Source organism: Leptospira chreensis (assembly GCF_016919165.1).
In the GTDB taxonomy this organism is placed as follows: Bacteria; Spirochaetota; Leptospiria; order Leptospirales; family Leptospiraceae; genus Leptospira_A; species Leptospira_A chreensis.
In genome coordinates, this window is sequence record NZ_JAFFPS010000055.1 from 56769 (window position 1) to 74347 (window position 17579).

Sequence of the window (17579 nt, forward strand, 5' to 3'; positions counted from 1 at the left end):
CATCTGCCTTTTTTGATGATCAGTTTTGTTCTGGTTCTAATTTCTTGTCGAACCCCAGAAGAATACTTTAAAAAACAAGTCAAGGGGCCGGTAGATCTTCCTTACAACCCTTCCTTTGAGTCTATCAAATCGGAAGGAGATTCCATCAAACAAAATGTAACGATCAGTGGATCTGTTTTGCCTGCCCAAGATGAAATTCTTTTGCAAGAAGATTTGGGAAGAGCCTTTGTAGCATCGATTGATGGATGGATTTGGAAAGTGGATTTGACGAGCAATGCAGCCGAACCATTTTTAAAAACTCCGCTTTTGCCGGGGGGAATGGTTTTTCATCCCAAGAATCCTGATATCATCTTTATGTGTTTATCCCGTGGAAAACAACATGCAAATGATCTTGTTGATGGACCAGGGATTTATGAATTAACGATTTCAACCAAACAATTACGTAAAATTGGAACTCGTGTTCCCCTTTTAGATAAAACCAAAGAACCGTCAGGCGACCAAATTGGAATCTTCTTCCCAAAGGGAAAAGAAACCAAAATCCCGATCTCTGGATTAAATGATACAAACAGTCGTAATGTGGAAAAGGCAGATGACTTAGCGATCAGTAGTGACGGCGAACGAATTTATTTCACCGAACCATACGATCATCCCAACTCAATTCTCGGTGTCAGTTCTCAATCCAAACACGAAGTCCTCACTCTCGGTCGTAACGGCCATCTTTGGAAATACGATTTAAAAGATAACACTGCAAGTTTGATTGCACACCAATACACTTACTTAGATGGAATTTTGTTGGAATACTCCAAAGGAGAAACCGAATCTTCCATCCTTCTCAATGAATTATCAAAATCGAGACTCATACGATTGCACCTAACTGGCGATAAGGAAGGAAAAGATGAAATAGTGATCGAAGGCCTTCCTGGATTTCCTGATGGTATGGATCGCGATTCCAAAGGTCGTATCTGGATTGCCATTCCTGTAGAAAGGTCCAAACTCATCACTTGGTTGCATAAACATCCATTTTGGAAACGTCTGGTTCTCTATATACCGGAAAGCCTCCAACCCGTTTCTAAAAAAACAGGAATCATCGCTCTTTCACCTAACGGGACTAAACCGATATATTATTCAATGCACGACGGTAGTTTATTTTCTTATATCATCGTTGTTGTCCCCGGAAAAGAAAAATTGTATCTGGCCGTGTATCAAGACGGTTTCAAAGGATTTGTCACAATGCCTTATCCTAACAATATTTAGTTGATAATTTGGGGCGCCTCGCAATCTATTCATTAGCCAACTAATATAGATGAGGCGATCCCGCTCTCCGTTCCAATCTTTCCCTTCGGGAAAGGATTTCCACTGCGATCGGTGGCGCAAAGAAAATCTCCATCTCAATAAGAACTGAACCAAACTAGAACCGAGCGAAATATGAACTTTTCGGAACTAAATTTTTTAAGATGTCGAAAAGGAATATTCCGATCGGGAGGATTGTGGTATTTAGAAGCCATTGGGAGGCGGGTCTAGTTCCCCACCCTCAAATCGGGCGGGGATACGAATATCTAATCCTGTACACCCTTCTTTGCGGGCGAAGGGGCTCGCCCTCTCCGCTGTTCGGACATCCTGTCCTCACGTCGCTCCGAGGCACGGCGTTGCTCTTGATGCGCCATCGTGGCTTTCTTTCTGTAACAGTCGTTCCCTATGGGTCACTCCTATTTCAGCTCGCATCACTGTTCGAGCCAACTGGATCTTGAATGTTGATTGATTTTTGAAAAGATTGTCATGCGGGCGAAGGGGCTCGAACCCTCGCCAGAAGCTTGGAAGGCTGCTGTGCTACCGTTACACCACACCCGCGACAGTAAATACATAGTTTTGGTTGGGGGTAACGGGTCAATGATTTTTGGTTCCAGAAAGTGTGGGAGGGAGAAAATGAGACTATGGCTCTCCCCCAAGCACTCGAAAATTATCGAAAACAATATCGAAAAATCAAACTATTCCAAGATGTCGCATCGGTCCTTCATTGGGATTCCGAAGTGATGATGCCAGAAGAGGGTCGTGAATACCGATCGGCGCAAATTTCGGCTGTCGCCGAACTCACCCACGATTGGATGACAGACAAATCTTTCCTAAATCAAATCCAATCGGCTAAACAATCCATAAGCGACCTTCCTGAATTAGAACGATCTCTCTGGCACCGTGAGTTAGAAGTCCTTATGGAAGAAAAGGAAAAAGCAGATAAACTTCCTTCAGAATTTGTTTCTGAATTCGCAAAGGTTACAAACCTTGCCCACGCAGAATGGGCAGAAGCGAAAAAAGCTAAAAACTTTCAATCATTTGCCAAACGTTTGGAAGAACTTGTCCAACTCTCAAAAAAACAAGCGGATTACTTTGGTTATACGACGGAGCCTTATGATGCATTGCTCGACAGTTATGAAAAAGGTGCCAAAGCAAACCAAATCCAAATTTTGTTTTCGGATCTCAAAGACTCTCTAGTTCCGATTGTTGCCACCGCTCCTAAATTTAAAAATCCATTTCCAGGGCCGATTTCTGTAGAGAAACAAACTAAATTTTGTAATCGTTTGCCGTCCCTCCTGGGACTCACAACAAAAGAATCTAGATTGGATACAAGTAACCATCCATTTTCCACAAGTTTAGGACAGGGAGACAAACGAATCACGACGAGATACTCTGAAACCGATCCCCTCTCTTCCATCTTTGGTGTGTTACACGAGACGGGTCATTCTCTTTATGAATCTGGTCTTTCAGCAATGCCCGATTGGCCAACCCCCATTACGGAATTTTTAAGTTTAGGAATCCATGAATCACAAAGTCGATTGTGGGAAAACCAAGTAGGGCGTTCGTTACCATTTTGGGAATTTGTTTATCCCATTTTGTTATCTGATTTTGGTCTGACCGAAAAAGATCTTCCGTTCCAAGAGCTCTACAAATACATCAATAGTACAGAAAAAACGAAAGTGAGAGTCGAAGCCGACCAAATTACGTACAACCTACATATCATTTTACGATTTGAAATTGAAAGAGATCTCATCAATGGAAAAATCCAAGTGAAAGATTTACCTGAGATCTGGAATACAAAAATGAAAGAAAGTTTTGGACTCAAAATTGAAAATGATGCCGAAGGTGTACTACAAGACATCCATTGGTCAATGGGTGCTTTTGGGTACTTCCCAACCTATACACTCGGAAATATTTTTAGTTCCCAGTTTTTTAAAAAATTTACAGAAGAATTTCCTGATTCGCATAACAAGTTTTCTGCGAACGGTGATTTTTCGGATCTTTTAGGTTGGTTGCGTAAAAACATCCATTCGAAAGGAAAAATTTACGATGTGGATACTCTAATGAAACAAACTACGGGCGAATCCCCAAATGCCAAACATTTGATTTCTTATTTGAAAGGAAAAATCAAAGAAGTAACCAAATAACAGTTTTTAAATATTGAATTTTAAAGGAAATATATGTCAGGATCAGAACCCACACTCGAAAAACTAAGCCAATTATCCTATTTTGATAATCTTGCATTATACTATTTATGTATTGAAACACCTCCACAAACCCTTGCTTTGGCATTTTTGCAAATGGATGAAAAAATTGCAGGTTCTATGCTCGGAGTTTTGGATGTACAAAAAAGAAAGTATGTACATGAACTAATGGCATTACAAAAAGATAGTCCAGATGAGGCCAAAAAAGCCGCCGCCGAAGGGTTGTTACTCATCGCTGACGGATTGATTTCTAGAAATCTAATTAGTAAACAAGGTCATTATTTCTTTGGAACCAAGAAATAATAAGATCCAATTCCCAAAGAAATCCAGCCAACTAAGAAACTCACTCCTCCAATAGGAGTGATGGCCCCTAGAATTCGAATTCCCGTAATGGCTAGGACATACAAACTAAAAGAAAAAATCAAAATTCCCAGAAGGAAAAACCAAACTGCTGCCTTAAGGTAAGTTTTGCTTTTGTTTGCAGATTCCAACGAAAGTGATTGTTGTAAAAAGAGAAAGGCTACCAGTGCGGCCAAAGTATGATAAAAATGATAACGGTTTCCCGTTTCAAAAATTACCATCAGTTCAGGGCTCACAATTTTTTTTAATCCATGGGCACCGAAGGCTCCGATGGCAACTGCTAAAAAACCGGAAAGGCATACTAGTAGGATTAAAACCGCAGAGGATTGCTTCTTGACAAGATTCATAAACGATACTTCCTATTGCCTATGACTTCAGATACATCCGGAAAGAATACTAAATTTGTTAGAGTTTGGCGACAACTCAATGTAGAGGATGTAAAAAAACAATTACTCTATATCGACGATCTTTATGGAACTTGCGGAAATTGTAAAAAATTGGGCCTCAATTACTTAAAGGATAAAAAATGTCCCGATTGCGGAGTCACTTTTAAATATTTAGCAACTAAATTGAGTAAGGTGGCCGATATTGGAAAGATTCTAAGTCGAATTGATAAAGAAGGTTTGGAATTAACTTTAATTGAGAGGGAAGATTTTGAAAGATCCAGTGCCTCCGATGCCGCAAGGGATCTATTCAAATCATAATAGAAATCTTGAATTTTAGTTGGTGGTAAAAGATTAAAACTTAAACGACCAACCAAATTGTGCGGTTTTGTTATGTGCAGACGTATCTTCCCAAGCATCAAAGGCGCGAACGGCTCGAGACACTGCTAACGCAGCAAATACACCGACTGCGTTAGGTGATTCCCAAACATTCCCTGGGCCTTTTGAGTTGGCTAAATTGTCCCAAATATCTTTTTTATGAAGTTTATCTTGGGCATACATATAAGCCCCACCAGCCAAAATCAAATCACATAATAGATAAATACTCATACTCACAAATGTATCTCGACCGGAAAACAAGGGAGAGTTCCACGAATTATAACCAACGGACGCCATTGGAGAAATTAAATTTAAACCTTGGGATACAACATGGTATTTTTCCGATAAAGGGACTGCTGATTCATGGGGAGGTTTTTGGAGAAGTTCCTGTTCCATAATTTCTTTCCACATCCTTTCCTGACCACGTCTTGGGGACTCAATGCGAATGATGGAATCGGGTGAAGTTTTCCCTACTTTCCCCACATAGATATTAAAATCATAGGGGTTTTTCCAACGGTTTTTGTATCGATAAACAAACCCTTGTGTTTTTTCATCTGCATAAAAATCAGGATCCAATTTATTTAAGAGCGCCACCAATCGAAGGTTAACATCTTCTGGACCACCAAGAATTTCTACGGTTTCACCTGCAAAAAGAGAGTTAGTTAGAGTCGTGGAAAACAAAATAACAAAACAAAAATAAAAACCGAATGATCGGAATCCGTTAATCAATTTCATGATTGGACTCCAGGAAGTTGAAGGTATGCATTGATTAAACCTAATGAATTGTAAGTGGCATGACAAGCCATAGCGATCCAAATATTTCCTGTTTTAATATAAATATATCCAAAGAACATTCCTACACCGCAGATGATGAATGGAATGGCAATGGATGTTCCCTCTCCATAATGAAGCCAACCAAAAAGTAAGGAAACAATGAACAAACCTTCTTGGGCAAGATTTTTATCAATAAAGGCTTTTAACAAAAATCCTCTAAAAAAGATTTCCTCGAGAATTCCTGTAATGATCCCTACAACATAAATTCCCCAGGCGAGTAGGTATGTGTTCCCATGAATGGCATCATAAAGTTTTTTGGCAAACACTCCGGATTCCACAGGAACCGACATTTTTTCTAGTAACAAACCGAAGAGAACCACAACAATAAAACATAAAAACCCATTCGCAATCCCTCGGAGTAAAATGGGAACAGACAATTCGTCTTGGAGGTTTGTAACAGGAATTTGTAATACTTTTTTATAAAGTAGATATCCCAAACCCACATAACACAAAAACCACGGAATGGAATGGCCTAAAAGATAATGAGGTTTTTCAGAAAAGACCTTATCGTAAAACTGAGATAAAAGCAAACTGGGATTCTCAGTCATTTCTTTCTGGAATTGTTCTTTGATGGGTGTTACAATTTTTTCATATTCAGTTAGCATGGTACTAAAGTCCATCTTACCTTCCCAATACTCTTCGTAGAGGGGGACTAACTGGTCTTCGGGAATTCGATCACCGAGCACCGAATTGTTGACGAAGACTAAAAAAATAACGGAATAGAAGAAGGAACAAACATAAACGAGACCTAAGGAGTAGGCAGTCAGCCGGAAGATCTCAAAAAAACGATTCTGCATCTGCCTTACAGTTCCTCAATTTCGGCAAGAATCGTCATCGTTTTTTTGGGAAATGGTCGATATTCAAATTAGAAGATTATGTCTAAAACCGTCGATTTTCTGAAATGGGCCCTGTTTCTCTGCAGTATTAGTGGATTTTTTCCACTCACCTCAGGCCCACTCACTCTAGCGAATTTGGAATATTCCAATCCTTCTTTAAAAAATCTTCGTTCCGAAATTAAAGAAAACTTACGAATCTCCAAATCAGGAGTTCGGAGAGAGGAACTCATCCCTCTCAAATACTACCAATACAAAGTACGCAAAGAGGATAACTTTTTCAAAATCATGGCGCGTACGGGAATGGATTTAGAAACTCTATCTTCGGTCAATGAACTCAGCTCTCCGCATGATTTATCACCAGGGATGGTTTTAGAAATTCCCAATATGCGCGGAACCTTCCATCCAGAAGAAATCGCAGGTGATGAAAAAACCAAACTAACATTAGCTGATAAATATGATATCGATACAAATAAATTACAATATGATTCAGAACGAGGGAAATGGTTTTTACCTGGAATTTCTATGGGAAAATCTGAAAAATCTTTTTTCTATGGATTTGGATTTCAATTCCCGTTAACAGAAGCACGTATCTCTTCTGGTTTTGGAAAGCGACTTGATCCATTTACTAAAAAGGATACCTTCCATGGTGGAATTGATTTAGCCGCCGAACAAGGATCAGACGTATTTGCCTCTATGGATGGTGAAGTCATCTTTAAAGGCAAACAAGGTGGTTATGGAAATTTAATCATTTTAAAACATAGTTTAGGCTATGAAACTCGTTACGGACATCTTTTTGATTTTAATATAAACGTTGGTCAGAAAGTAAAAAAGGGACAAAAAATTGGGGAAGTAGGACAAACAGGTAGAGCGACCGGTCCACATTTGCATTTTGAAATTAGAAGAAATTCAAAACGTGAAAGACCTATTTTTCAATCACATTAAAAAAAGATTTTACGTTACTTATTGATTCTTGTAATTCTGGGAATCAATGGACTTTGAAATTCCCCAAGAAGTGGAAACACTTCGCAAAAACATCCAAACCTTCATCACTGATGAAATCATTCCTCTGGAAAAACATTATGACTATGAAAAAGGTCGGATGCCAGAAGACATCAACCAACAAGCGCGTGCTAAAGTAAAGGCTTTGGGTTTTTGGACACCGCACCTTCCTAAATCAGAAGGTGGTTTGGGATTAGATTTAATTGGAACATGTATTATATTTAGTGAACTGGGTCGTTCTCCCATTGCTCCTTATATATTTAATTGTGATGCACCCGATGAAGGGAACATGCATTTACTCTCTTTGGCAGCCACAGAAAAACAAAAAGAACTCATCTTACATCCCTTAATCAAAGGGAGCCTGCGAACTGGTTTTGCGATGACAGAACCTGCTCCCGGTGCTGGTTCCGATCCTACATCCTTACAAACCAATGCCGAAAAACAGGGTGATAAATACATTCTCAACGGACGCAAATGGTACTGCACAGGGGCAAACGGCGCTAAGTATTTGATTGTGATGGCTAAGGTAAATGGAAGTTTCCGCAAAACTACAATGTTCCTTGTGCCAACCGATGCCAAAGGTTACACTATGGTTCGAGAAATTGAACTTATGGGTTCTCATGGGCCTGGGGGACACTGCGAACTTAATTTTGAAAATGTGGAAGTTCCAGAGGATATGGTTCTTGGTCGTGTGGGAGAAGGATTTCGTCTTTCTCAAGAAAGGCTTGGCCCGGCACGTTTGACTCATTGTATGCGTTGGACAGGGATGGCAAGACGAGCTTTGTCGATTGCACGAAGTTATGCGAAAGAAAGAGAAGTGTTTAGTTCTCGGATTGCGGACCACCAAGGAATCCAATGGATGTTTGCGGAACGTGCCACAGAAATTGAAATGGCCTTCCTTCTCACATTAAAAGCTGCTTGGCTACTCAAAACAGGAAAAGATGCCCGCCAGGAAACCTCAATGGCAAAGTGGAAGGTGAGTGAATCTTTATGTAACACCATCGATATGGCGATTCAAATCTGTGGAGGAAAAGGATACTCCCGAGACCTTCCTCTCGAGTTGTTTTATCGAGATGCCAGGGCGGCAAGAATTGCAGATGGGCCATCGGAAGTTCATAAAATGGTGATTGGCCGAAACTATGTATCAGAAAAATGGGATTTTTGAGAGCTCATGGAAATTAAGGAATTACAGGAAAAAGTAGAACTCCACCTATCTGTAGTTTGGGGAGATAATGTAAAAATCTCTCACATCCATCATTTGAGTGGGGGAGCCTGCCAAGACAATTATGCCTTGGACTTGGCAACTCATACCGGTAAACAATCATTAGTCTTGCGTACAGACAAAGGTGCTAGTTTACTTTCTTCCCTTTCCAAACGAGATGAGTTTAAAGTGGCTGAACTTGTTTACAAAGCCGGTGTCAAAACTCCGACACCCGTGTTCCTAGAAGAAACGCCAGACGTCATAGGTTCTCCGTTTTTCCTGATGGAAAAAATTGGTGGTAAGGCAACAGGTCGTTACATCACCAAAGACAAAGAATTAGATTCTTATCGTAAAACCAATATGGTTTCGGACTTAGCAGAAAATTTAGCCAAACTCCATACGGTAAAACCAAGTTTAGTTTCCGATGAAGAACTCAAACAAAAACTAAAATTTGTCACAGTAGACAACTATATATCTGTAGCTATAGATGATCTAAGACGGTCGTTAGACGAACTTCCCGAAGCCCATCCGGCCATTGAACTCTGTCTTGTTTGGTTAGAAACCCATGCTCCCTCCATTGATGAAATTGTTCTCGTTCATGGAGATTTTCGTACGGGGAACTTTATGATGAATGCCGAAGGACTCCAAGGAATTTTAGATTACGAGTTTGCCCACTTTGGAGACCGCCACGAAGACATTGCTTGGTTGTGTATGCGTGACTGGAGGTTTGGTCGACTCAACAAAGAAGTGGGCGGTTTTGGAGATCGGAAAGATTTTTACGATGCCTACCAAAAGACTTCTGGAATTGCAGTGGATCCTTTCAAAGTCAGCTTTTGGGAAATCATGGGGAACGTGCGCTGGGCCATTGGGAGTGCCCAACAAACAGAAAGACATCTTTCCGGTAAGGACAAGGGAATTGAGCTCGCAGCCATTGGCAGGCGAACTGCGGAAATGGAATGGGAAGCCATGCGACTCATTGAAGAACTAAATCCAAAGTAAAAATGGGTTGTGTTTATGTCACTATTTGGTATTGAGAATCAAACTCATTTATCTTGACTCTAGGCCTAGACCACTTTTCCTGGAAAGAGTCGGAGGTTCTTATGCAACAAACTCTAGAATTAGGAATGGATGTCTTCCAATTGCCGCGGTATTGGGAAGAGTATCAATCTTTGGAAGCCCTCTATTGGGAAGGTGGTTTTGCTTCTGAATACCAACCCATCGTCTCTATTTTGGACAAAAAAACCGTCGCCTATGAGGCACTGGCAAGGTTCTACACCAAGGGTGGAAAAATTCCTCCAGACCGAGCCTTCCAAATTTTGCATAATGATCCGGCTTTCTTCTTTGCCTTTGAGAAAAAATTGAAGGCTTTCCAGATAGAGAATCGACCCGAAGGATTTCCTTTATTTTTGAATATGGATGCCCATGTGTTTAGTAAAGAAATTCATGCGGACCATTGGGAATCAGTTTTAGGAAGTCATAAAAACATTGTATGCGAATTGATTGAAAACACTGATTATGCTTCTGTTGAGGATTCCAAGTTTTGTATGAACCATCTCAGAAAAATGAATATTCCATTTGCTTTGGATGATATTGGTGGACAAAACAATCTGTTTTGTTTTGAATTTTTAGAAGGTGCTAGTTATTTAAAATTCGATCGGCGTTGGTTGTCTTTACTTCGGACTGATAAAAACTATGCCGAGATTTTGAAAGGGTTTTTGGCTTTCGCAAAACTGAATCGTATCAAATGTATTTTGGAAGGGATTGAAACCCCGGCCGATTTGGAAATCGCAACAAAAACTGGATTTGATTTAGGCCAAGGTTTTTTGTTTAAATACGGAACTTTACAATCTGTCGCCTAATTTTAATTAACGGAGTCATTCGTGCAATATAGACCAGAAACAAAAGAACTCATCTCCGCCATTCAGGATTTTTTAATGAAGGATCTGCTTCCTAAATTGGAAGGGGACGATTTATTATCTTATAAGGCTTTGGTTTCTTGGAATATGCTGGGTGTGATTGCCAGAGAAACGGAATCACAAGAATTCGAATCTGATTGGGACCGTATCCTCTCTTTAAATTTAAAGATTTCAAAGTCAGAAACGGAATATGATCGGAACCAATTTTTAAATTTAAGTCGTAAGGAAAAATACAACCTTCTTCTGGATTGGAACAAATCCTTTGCTAAAGAAATTCGGAACCAAACCAAAAGTAATACCGGTTTGGATTTAAAACCGAGTGGTTCTCTCTGGAATTTTGCTAAAAACCAATTGAAAGAAACACTGAACGTTTCCAATCCGAGGTTCCAAACCTAAATGTCTTTATTGTATTTGGTGCGGCATGGACAAGCTGACAGGCTTGGAAAAAATTATGACCAGTTAACAGAACATGGTTGGAAACAAGCAAAACTACTCGGCGCGTATTTCAAAAGCCAACGAATCGAATTTGATTCCGTTTATACTGGCACACTCAACCGTCAGAAACAAACAGCGCAAGGAATCATCGAAAGTTTTACGAACGATCAGTTTTGTATTCCCGAACCCGTAGAAAATTCAGCTTGGGACGAGTTTGATTCCAAAATGTGGCTCGGTCTTGCAGCTAAGATTCGTCATGCGAATGTTGGTTTTGCAAATTTATATGAATCTTATAAAAAGGCTTGGGAAGAAGGAAAAGAGGAAACAAGAGACTACTTCCAAGAACTCATTCAAATTGTTTTAAATGATTGGGTTCATGGAGTTTGGGATCCTGTGGAACCCTATACATTCCAAGAGTATGTGGATAAAGTATCTTCTGGCCCTAGACAAATTCCTGGAAACGTAAAGAGCACTCTTGTGGTTTCTTCCAGCACTCCCATTGCCATCATGATGGGTCTTTCTTGTAAAATGCGACCTGTGGAATTTCCGGTATTTATGAAATCGATTACCAATTCTTCTCTCAGTATCTTTCGTCGGGAGAAAGACCACTGGGAACCTGTGAGTTGGAATAATACCCCACATTTACCAGACCCTGATTTAGTAACTTTAGTATAAATCTATTGAGCAAAGGAAGAGAGAAGTTTGATTCTATTCTTTGCTTTTTGTCCCCATCCAGTTCTTGGAAAATTTTTATACAAATGATCCATAGCCGCTAATTCTTCCTCGTTGGACTTACTGTAACGAATGGTAATTTTTGGTTCTTCTTGGAATTTAAAATCGACAGTCACATGAAAACTTCCCAAAAACACAACAGTTCCCGGTTCTAAATCCACTCGTGATTTTTCAATGTCCTTTCGATCAAAGTCAATATCAATCTTAGTTGGTTGTTTTGTACTTCCGAATGCAAAGTCGGAAGCACCGCGATTTAATAGATGGACTGCATCGTGAATTTCATACTGGCCTTCCTTTAAATTTTGGAAGTAGTAGTAGTGTTCGGAGCTTTCATTGTATTCAAAAGTTTTGTCTCCTTTTTTCAAAGTTACCTTTTGAAATCTTGGATCAATCAATTCATCCAAAACCATTTCATCTTTAACAATTGTCATATGAGCAATGATAAGACTACTTTGTGCGTTTTTAGGTCCAAAGCTGGAACATTCTGGGAATAAATAAGTGATTAAAAATAAAATTAAAAGTTTTCGAAAGATCCCCGAAGTGATCTTTTCAAACTTTGAAATTTTTTTCTCCGATGAAGTAGGTTCTCCCTCGGATGGTGTTTCTAAATGCTGGTCAGAGTGATTGGAACTCATTGGCTTTTATTTCCTTAACCCATTGGGTATTGAATCTTTTTGGAAACAAGATTGATTTCCGATAGGATCTCGTCCGACAAAATCACATCCGTTGCTTTCAAGGATTCTTCTAATTGAACTACGGTATTGGCACCGATAATGGTTGAGGCAACATAGTCATGTTGTTTACTCCAAGCAACGGAGAGGACAGTGGCACTCATTCCATATTTTTCGGCAATGGCCATCAGTTCTACTGTGGAGGCCAAGGTGTTTTCATTCAAAAAACGATTGGCCATTCGTTTTTGCCTTTCCCCTTCTGCTATGTAACGAACAAACCGAGCTCCTTCTGGGGGAACCGTTCCGTTGTATTTACCTGTGAGCACACCACCTGCAAGTGGTGAATAAGGAAGTAAGGACACACCTTCTTTTCGACAAACTTGCGCTAACTCATCCTCAAAACGGCGATTAAGAATCGAAAAATTATTTTGAATGGAATCATAACGAATGAGATTGTGTTTCTCTGAAGTCCAAAGACTTTTCATAAGACCAAATGAGGTTTCATTCGAACAACCGGCATAACGGATTTTTCCTTCCTCTTTTAATTCTGTCAGGGCTTCCATGGTTTCATCATAAGATACATCATGGTCTGGCCAATGGGTTTGGTACAAGTCGATGGTTTCTACACCTAATCGTTGTAAGGAACCTTCGATGGCACGACGGATATGGTATTTATCTAATGCCGTTTTTCCCTCGCGTAGCGGAGGACTGAACCAACCATGACCGGGGCCTGCTACTTTGGTGGCGATGAGAATTCCGTCCCGAGGTTTGGTTTTTAACCATTTACCAAAAATTTCTTCAGTTCTATGAACCCATGATTTTTTCGGGGGGACTGGATAAATCTCTGCAGTATCATAAAAATCGATCCCGGCATCATACGCACGATCTAAAATTCGGAACGCCTCGTCTTCGTTACACGATGATCCAAAAGTCATGGTACCCATACAAATTTCGGATACCACCATTCCTGTTTTGCCCAGTCTTCGTTTTTTCATGTTATTTTTTAATTAAAAAAGTTCTGAATTGGTTTTTGGGATCACTCCAATCAATGACATGATCTTTTACTTTTGCTTTGGTCGGCCCGCGTTGCATGGCTCTATACAGATCTTCTATAAAAAGTTTGTCACCTTCTACAACCGCTTCTACTTCCCCATTGGGTAAGTTTTGTGTATAACCTTTGAGTCGCATCTCTTGGGCTTTTTGGAGGATGTAATAACGAAATCCGACCCCTTGCACCGTTCCTCGTATTACAATTCTCGCTCTTGCTTCTTCTGATTTTCCCAATGAATGTCTCCTTTCTAGAACTTACTTGGATTTTGATTTCTCTGCAATGTAATTTTGGATGGCCGATTTAAAAAGAGGAACAAACTTCTCATAGACGGCTCGTTTGAATTCAACCACCGATGGGATGGTGTCTTCAATTTCCATAAACTGGATGGTTAAAAATTCTTGTTCGTGGTGGATCAAATCACATTCTTCTAAACTCCCATCCCAATGGAATAGAATCCATCTTTGTAATTGGCCGCGGAATTTTTGTAAATGTGCATTGAGACCAAGGGAATTGGGAAAGTCGTAGGGAATCCAATCGGGATATTCCGTTACATAAATTGCCTTTTTGATACCCAGTTCTTCATATAATTCTCGTTTAGCGGCATCCAAATAATCCTCGTTTTCATCAATGCCACCTTGAGGAAACTGCCAAGAACCTGGGAATTGTACTCGTTCCCCGACGATTACTTTTCCTGAAGAGTTAAAAACCACCATGCCTACATTTTTGCGGTAGGGTTTGTCTGTCATAATCCTTAGAATACCTCTATCATTCATTTTCGCAAGAAATTCCTGAATTTTTTGTTTCTCCGTAAGTCCGAGGTTCCAATCTTGGGATTAGGAGAGACTATGAAGATCATTTTGGTTCGTCACGGTGAGGCTGAAAATGCAAGCTCAACCATTTCCGATTCACAAAGGGAACTAACTGACAAAGGCATCAGTGATATTCATAAAATCGGCAGGTTCATTAAAAATTCTGCATTAGCCGTAAAACAAGTTTATTATAGTCCTTATACAAGAACCAAACACACTGCAGAAATTCTATCTGAAGAATTAAAATATGGCTGCCAAATGCTTGCTTCTGATGATTTAGTAGCGGGAAAAGGTTGTACCGATATCATCTCTTGTTTGGTAAATTTTACCAATTCCGATACAGTATTGTTAGTCGGTCACAATCCAGACATTACCTACTTTGCAGCAAGACTCCTCGGTAATGCAACTGTTGCTGAAAATTTAATCTTCCAACCTGGCTCTACCATCGCCATCAACGTAGCTCGGGAGAAATTTGCACATGGTCAAATTATCTGGGCGATTTCACCAGACAATTTAGGCATTTGAATTCCTAATTATTAGTAAGGCTTGACCCGTTTTGGATCGTAAGGTTTTTGGATTTCAGAACACGGGGTGTAGCGCAGCGGTAGCGCACTTGTCTGGGGGGCAAGGGGTCGCCGGTTCAAATCCGGTCACTCCGAAGTTCAGTCTAAAAAACCCAGCAGGCCTGCGAACAAACCTGCCGGAAGAAAATTCAGGATGGTGATATACAAAATAAAACTTAAGAAGGTTTGTTTTCGTTTCCTTCTTTGACTTTGTCCAAATACTTAACTACGTTGTCTTTGAGTTCGTCAAAACGAACGATTCCCCAAGCAATACCCATTTTTACTTTTAAAGCATTGTCACTGGTGTCGCTTTCGCCTTGTTCTTTTAGCTTTTGAAAGTTTGTTTCAAATTTGCTTTTTTTCTCGTTTAGGTCTACGACGAGTTTCTCCCAAACTTCTTTGGAAGTCTTTACGGCGCCAATCCCAGCATTTACGATATCTTGAAGCTTGTTTTCCACATTGCTCATCGGATGTTACTCCTTATGGTTCCATTATTTTGCAGTGCACAATAATGTCTAGAAAGAATTTTCTGGAGGAATCTGAAATCCTGAACCAAAATGGTCGGATGCGCGTAAAAACCCTATGGACTCTCCTTTCTATTTCTACCCTCGTTTTCCTAATTCTGGATTGCGGTGGTCAAATTCAGGAAAAGCCGATCGCTGGCTGTGAACGAATTTCGGGAACTCCCGGCCCTGAAGATCTAGATCTCATCCGAGATACTTCCACAGTCATTGTGTCTTCCCATGAACGCAGGAATGGTTTGAAAGATATTGGAGCTTTGTTCGAAGTTTCGCTTCAGGATCCCAATCAGAAATTAGAAGCTAAAAAAATAGAAACCAATTATCCAACAAACTTTCGTCCGCATGGAATTAGTTATGCGAAAGTAAAAGGTGTGGATACTTTAGCAGTCATTTCACATACATTAGCAGAGGAAAATCCACATACGATTGAAATCTTTGAACGCTCTAAAACCGGTAAATGGACTCATACAAAAACCTTGAGTGATCCCTCTCTCACAAGTCCGAACGATATCTTTATGAATGAGGCGGGTGAAATTTTTGCATCCAATGACAACGGAACAAGCAATGCCGTCCGTAAATATTGGGACATGATCATTCGCAGTGCCCGGGCTGACATTGCTTATTATGATGGAAAAACATTCCAGGCATTGGAAGTTCCTGTGATCCTTGGAAATGGAATTTACATTCGTAAAAAAGAAAATGAAGAACTGTTGTACCGATCTGTATTTTCGGAAAAAGCCATCCGCGTGTACCAAGTGGATCGCAGTTCGGGTAAGATCAATTTAAAGTATTTGGAATCCATTGCGATCGGTGCAGGGCCAGACAATATTTTAGAAGATGAAAACGGAATCCTTTGGCTTGCGGCCCATGATTCTACTTATAAATTCATTCGTCATGTGATGAATAAAACCAATTTAGCACCCACTCGCGTTTTCAAAATCAATCCTGAAAACAAAGAAGTAACGGAAGTGTATGCCAATGAAGGGGCAGAAATTTCTGCAGGAAGTACGGGCCTTGTTTTCAAAAATAAACTTTTGATTTCCCAAGTGTTTGAAGATTTTCTTTTGGTCTGCCCAAGACCTTAGGAAAATACACTATTTAAATTTTTGAATCAGATGGTTTCGAAAGATGCCATCTGATTGATAGTAAATTAAGGACAAAACACTCCATGAAATATATCGCATTGTTTAGAGGAATCAATGTGGGAGGGAATAGAAAAGTGGAAATGAAAAAACTAAAGCTCCTTTTTGAATCCTTAAAGTTTACTGAGGTTTCCACTTATATCAATTCAGGAAATATTATTTTCGAATCAGACAAAGAAGCAAAGACGGTTCTATCAAAAATTCTAACTGTCTTAGAAAAGAACTTTGATTTTGAAATCCCCACTTTGGTCAAAACAGAAAAAGAAATGAAAAAAATTGCCGATGCGATCCCTTCGGAATGGCAAAATGATCCAAACCAAAGGACTGATGTTGCGTATCTGTTTCCCGATATAGATTCAAAAAAAACCATTGAGCAACTCCCTTTCCAAAAAGATTTTGTCGATATTCGTTATGTCAAAGGTGCTATCTTCTGGAATATTCAAAAAGAAAACGTGAACAAAAGCCAATTAGCGAAATTGATCAGTCATAAATTATATAAGTCCATGACGATACGCAATGTGAACACAGCGAGGTTTTTGGCAGGAGAGGGAAAGTAGGAAGAACCAATCATTTCAAAACAATCCCTTCAAGACTGCGTCCATAGTTTGCAGTAACAAAGGTTCGCGGTCCTCTTCAAAATATTGTGCCACAAGTTTCGGATGAGTGAAAGCTGTTCCTGCAGAAATCAGGATTTCAGCGATCAAGTTTACATCTCTTTTCTTTAACTTCTTTTGTTCCATCGCTTCTGTGACCAACTTTGCCATTTGCTGGTGCATGTTTGACAAATGCGTTTGGATAAAAGGTTTGGACTCTTCTGCTGCCATATCAAATGCCTTATACAATTCAGGATCTAGTTTTACTTTCTCCAACTTCATCCGGTGTAGGTTTAAAAACCAGGTACGAATCTTTTGTAAGGGATCTTTTTTTTCAGCTACAAGCAGGTCTTGCATTTGGTCGAGGCCCACGAGCCATCGTTCCGATACCGCATCGAGTAGGGCTGTTTTGTCTTGGAAATGGGAGTAGAGGGCCGCATGGCTAATCCCCATTTCTTTGGCCACATCCACCAAACGAACCTTTTCAAACCCTTTGGTCCGCATTTGGTCAATGGCTATTTCCACTGCTTTATCCTGAATTTCTGAAGGTGTGAGACCGGTCCGAGGCATAAGGAAATTCTCGGATTTCCGCCTTACCGGTCAATTCCAAATTACAAAATGAAAAAAACGTTAGTTTTGAAACTTACGGACTTGACATTTT

At 40.0% G+C, this 17579-nt stretch carries 22 protein-coding genes and 2 tRNA genes; 14 read left to right on the plus strand and 10 right to left on the minus strand.

Going from position 1 to position 17579, the window contains the following annotated elements:
• Nucleotides 1–15: 15 nt before the first annotated feature.
• Complete coding sequence (locus JWG41_RS14795; RefSeq protein WP_232374031.1) at nt 16–1254, plus strand: SMP-30/gluconolactonase/LRE family protein; 1239 nt, start codon at nt 16–18, stop codon at nt 1252–1254.
• Nucleotides 1255–1777: 523 nt separating this feature from the next.
• Here the strand turns inward: JWG41_RS14795 and JWG41_RS14800 are convergent.
• Nucleotides 1778–1848 (minus strand) — tRNA-Gly (locus tag JWG41_RS14800).
• A gap of 83 nt (nt 1849–1931) precedes the next feature.
• Between JWG41_RS14800 and JWG41_RS14805 the strand changes: the two genes are divergently transcribed.
• Nucleotides 1932–3437, plus strand: coding sequence for a carboxypeptidase M32 (locus JWG41_RS14805; RefSeq protein WP_205270704.1), 1506 nt, complete (start codon nt 1932–1934; stop codon nt 3435–3437).
• Nucleotides 3438–3470: 33 nt separating this feature from the next.
• Nucleotides 3471–3797, plus strand: coding sequence for a hypothetical protein (locus tag JWG41_RS14810; RefSeq protein WP_205270705.1), 327 nt, complete (start codon nt 3471–3473; stop codon nt 3795–3797).
• Here the strand turns inward: JWG41_RS14810 and JWG41_RS14815 are convergent.
• On the minus strand, nt 3773–4201 hold the full coding sequence (locus tag JWG41_RS14815) for a DUF423 domain-containing protein (RefSeq protein ID WP_205270706.1): 429 nt from the start codon (nt 4199–4201) through the stop codon (nt 3773–3775). The two genes, JWG41_RS14810 and JWG41_RS14815, sit on opposite strands and share 25 nt — an antisense overlap.
• 21 nt (nt 4202–4222) lie before the next feature.
• On the opposite strand from JWG41_RS14815, the gene JWG41_RS14820 reads away from it, so the two are divergent.
• Nucleotides 4223–4558, plus strand: coding sequence for a hypothetical protein (locus JWG41_RS14820; RefSeq protein ID WP_205270707.1), 336 nt, complete (start codon nt 4223–4225; stop codon nt 4556–4558).
• A gap of 33 nt (nt 4559–4591) precedes the next feature.
• Here JWG41_RS14820 and JWG41_RS14825 read toward each other — a convergent pair whose 3' ends face one another.
• Nucleotides 4592–5350: a hypothetical protein gene (locus tag JWG41_RS14825; protein WP_205270708.1), complete on the minus strand. Its 759-nt coding sequence runs from the start codon at nt 5348–5350 to the stop codon at nt 4592–4594.
• Nucleotides 5347–6246 (minus strand): CPBP family intramembrane glutamic endopeptidase, encoded by a 900-nt coding sequence (locus JWG41_RS14830; protein WP_205270709.1) that lies wholly within the window; start codon nt 6244–6246, stop codon nt 5347–5349. The genes JWG41_RS14825 and JWG41_RS14830 overlap by 4 nt, the downstream gene beginning before the upstream one ends.
• A 78-nt stretch (nt 6247–6324) precedes the next feature.
• Here JWG41_RS14830 and JWG41_RS14835 point away from each other — a divergent pair, with 78 nt between their 5' ends.
• The 6 genes from JWG41_RS14835 to JWG41_RS14860 all read left to right on the plus strand — a co-directional run bounded on the left by JWG41_RS14835 (nt 6325) and on the right by JWG41_RS14860 (nt 11511).
• On the plus strand, nt 6325–7227 hold the full coding sequence (locus JWG41_RS14835; protein WP_205270710.1) for a LysM peptidoglycan-binding domain-containing M23 family metallopeptidase: 903 nt from the start codon (nt 6325–6327) through the stop codon (nt 7225–7227).
• A 46-nt stretch (nt 7228–7273) separates the two neighbouring features.
• Entirely contained in the window at nt 7274–8449 is a 1176-nt protein-coding gene (locus tag JWG41_RS14840) for an acyl-CoA dehydrogenase family protein (RefSeq protein WP_205270711.1), read from the plus strand.
• 6 nt (nt 8450–8455) lie between these two features.
• A complete protein-coding gene (locus JWG41_RS14845) occupies nt 8456–9484 on the plus strand; it encodes a phosphotransferase family protein (protein WP_205270712.1) in 1029 nt (342 codons plus the stop codon).
• A 101-nt stretch (nt 9485–9585) separates the two neighbouring features.
• Nucleotides 9586–10344 (plus strand): EAL domain-containing protein, encoded by a 759-nt coding sequence (locus JWG41_RS14850; RefSeq protein WP_205270713.1) that lies wholly within the window; start codon nt 9586–9588, stop codon nt 10342–10344.
• Nucleotides 10345–10365: 21 nt separating this feature from the next.
• Nucleotides 10366–10797, plus strand: a complete 432-nt coding sequence (locus tag JWG41_RS14855; protein WP_205270714.1) for a hypothetical protein — start codon at nt 10366–10368, stop codon at nt 10795–10797.
• On the plus strand, nt 10798–11511 hold the full coding sequence (locus JWG41_RS14860) for a histidine phosphatase family protein (RefSeq protein WP_205270715.1): 714 nt from the start codon (nt 10798–10800) through the stop codon (nt 11509–11511). It abuts the gene before it with no gap.
• A 2-nt stretch (nt 11512–11513) separates the two neighbouring features.
• Here JWG41_RS14860 and JWG41_RS14865 read toward each other — a convergent pair whose 3' ends face one another.
• Genes JWG41_RS14865 through JWG41_RS14880 form a run of 4 tightly spaced genes read right to left on the minus strand, consistent with a single transcriptional unit; the run spans nt 11514 to nt 14063 of the window.
• Nucleotides 11514–12203 carry a hypothetical protein gene (locus tag JWG41_RS14865; RefSeq protein ID WP_205270716.1) on the minus strand — a complete coding sequence of 230 codons (690 nt, stop codon included), beginning with the start codon at nt 12201–12203 and terminating at the stop codon, nt 11514–11516.
• 14 nt (nt 12204–12217) lie between these two features.
• Entirely contained in the window at nt 12218–13234 is a 1017-nt protein-coding gene (locus JWG41_RS14870) for an aldo/keto reductase (RefSeq protein ID WP_205270717.1), read from the minus strand.
• Between the two features lies 1 nt (nt 13235).
• Entirely contained in the window at nt 13236–13523 is a 288-nt protein-coding gene (locus tag JWG41_RS14875) for an acylphosphatase (RefSeq protein WP_205270718.1), read from the minus strand.
• Between the two features lie 21 nt (nt 13524–13544).
• Nucleotides 13545–14063 (minus strand): RNA pyrophosphohydrolase, encoded by a 519-nt coding sequence (locus tag JWG41_RS14880; RefSeq protein ID WP_205270719.1) that lies wholly within the window; start codon nt 14061–14063, stop codon nt 13545–13547.
• 72 nt (nt 14064–14135) lie between these two features.
• Here JWG41_RS14880 and sixA point away from each other — a divergent pair, with 72 nt between their 5' ends.
• Together sixA and JWG41_RS14890 are read left to right on the plus strand one after the other, a co-directional pair.
• Nucleotides 14136–14624, plus strand: coding sequence for a phosphohistidine phosphatase SixA (gene sixA / locus JWG41_RS14885; RefSeq protein ID WP_205270720.1), 489 nt, complete (start codon nt 14136–14138; stop codon nt 14622–14624).
• A gap of 62 nt (nt 14625–14686) precedes the next feature.
• Nucleotides 14687–14758: transfer RNA gene (locus JWG41_RS14890), tRNA-Pro, on the plus strand.
• An 80-nt stretch (nt 14759–14838) separates the two neighbouring features.
• Here JWG41_RS14890 and JWG41_RS14895 read toward each other — a convergent pair.
• A complete protein-coding gene (locus tag JWG41_RS14895; protein ID WP_135579928.1) occupies nt 14839–15129 on the minus strand; it encodes an LIMLP_16025 family protein in 291 nt (96 codons plus the stop codon).
• A 98-nt stretch (nt 15130–15227) separates the two neighbouring features.
• On the opposite strand from JWG41_RS14895, the gene JWG41_RS14900 reads away from it, so the two are divergent.
• Entirely contained in the window at nt 15228–16268 is a 1041-nt protein-coding gene (locus JWG41_RS14900; protein ID WP_232374027.1) for an arylesterase, read from the plus strand.
• Nucleotides 16269–16351: 83 nt separating this feature from the next.
• Nucleotides 16352–16882 carry a DUF1697 domain-containing protein gene (locus tag JWG41_RS14905; protein WP_205270722.1) on the plus strand — a complete coding sequence of 177 codons (531 nt, stop codon included), beginning with the start codon at nt 16352–16354 and terminating at the stop codon, nt 16880–16882.
• A gap of 15 nt (nt 16883–16897) precedes the next feature.
• Here JWG41_RS14905 and JWG41_RS14910 read toward each other — a convergent pair whose 3' ends face one another.
• Complete coding sequence (locus JWG41_RS14910) at nt 16898–17488, minus strand: TetR/AcrR family transcriptional regulator (RefSeq protein WP_205270723.1); 591 nt, start codon at nt 17486–17488, stop codon at nt 16898–16900.
• Nucleotides 17489–17579 lie beyond the last annotated feature (91 nt).

Bases quoted from the DNA above. Each gene is read 5' to 3' on its own strand.
- JWG41_RS14895 (WP_135579928.1), bottom strand. From the start codon at position 15,129: ATGAGCAATGTGGAAAACAAGCTTCAAGATATCGTAAATGCTGGGATT.
- JWG41_RS14835 (WP_205270710.1), top strand. From the start codon at position 6,325: ATGTCTAAAACCGTCGATTTTCTGAAATGGGCCCTGTTTCTCTGCAGT.
- JWG41_RS14815 (WP_205270706.1), bottom strand. From the start codon at position 4,201: ATGAATCTTGTCAAGAAGCAATCCTCTGCGGTTTTAATCCTACTAGTA.
- sixA (WP_205270720.1), top strand. From the start codon at position 14,136: ATGAAGATCATTTTGGTTCGTCACGGTGAGGCTGAAAATGCAAGCTCA.
- JWG41_RS14825 (WP_205270708.1), bottom strand. From the start codon at position 5,350: ATGAAATTGATTAACGGATTCCGATCATTCGGTTTTTATTTTTGTTTT.
- JWG41_RS14795 (WP_232374031.1), top strand. From the start codon at position 16: ATGATCAGTTTTGTTCTGGTTCTAATTTCTTGTCGAACCCCAGAAGAA.
- JWG41_RS14850 (WP_205270713.1), top strand. From the start codon at position 9,586: ATGCAACAAACTCTAGAATTAGGAATGGATGTCTTCCAATTGCCGCGG.
- JWG41_RS14805 (WP_205270704.1), top strand. From the start codon at position 1,932: ATGGCTCTCCCCCAAGCACTCGAAAATTATCGAAAACAATATCGAAAA.
- JWG41_RS14910 (WP_205270723.1), bottom strand. From the start codon at position 17,488: ATGCCTCGGACCGGTCTCACACCTTCAGAAATTCAGGATAAAGCAGTG.
- JWG41_RS14840 (WP_205270711.1), top strand. From the start codon at position 7,274: ATGGACTTTGAAATTCCCCAAGAAGTGGAAACACTTCGCAAAAACATC.
- JWG41_RS14820 (WP_205270707.1), top strand. From the start codon at position 4,223: ATGACTTCAGATACATCCGGAAAGAATACTAAATTTGTTAGAGTTTGG.
- JWG41_RS14830 (WP_205270709.1), bottom strand. From the start codon at position 6,246: ATGCAGAATCGTTTTTTTGAGATCTTCCGGCTGACTGCCTACTCCTTA.
- JWG41_RS14900 (WP_232374027.1), top strand. From the start codon at position 15,228: ATGCGCGTAAAAACCCTATGGACTCTCCTTTCTATTTCTACCCTCGTT.
- JWG41_RS14880 (WP_205270719.1), bottom strand. From the start codon at position 14,063: ATGAATGATAGAGGTATTCTAAGGATTATGACAGACAAACCCTACCGC.
- JWG41_RS14860 (WP_205270715.1), top strand. From the start codon at position 10,798: ATGTCTTTATTGTATTTGGTGCGGCATGGACAAGCTGACAGGCTTGGA.
- JWG41_RS14905 (WP_205270722.1), top strand. From the start codon at position 16,352: ATGAAATATATCGCATTGTTTAGAGGAATCAATGTGGGAGGGAATAGA.
- JWG41_RS14870 (WP_205270717.1), bottom strand. From the start codon at position 13,234: ATGAAAAAACGAAGACTGGGCAAAACAGGAATGGTGGTATCCGAAATT.
- JWG41_RS14810 (WP_205270705.1), top strand. From the start codon at position 3,471: ATGTCAGGATCAGAACCCACACTCGAAAAACTAAGCCAATTATCCTAT.
- JWG41_RS14845 (WP_205270712.1), top strand. From the start codon at position 8,456: ATGGAAATTAAGGAATTACAGGAAAAAGTAGAACTCCACCTATCTGTA.
- JWG41_RS14865 (WP_205270716.1), bottom strand. From the start codon at position 12,203: ATGAGTTCCAATCACTCTGACCAGCATTTAGAAACACCATCCGAGGGA.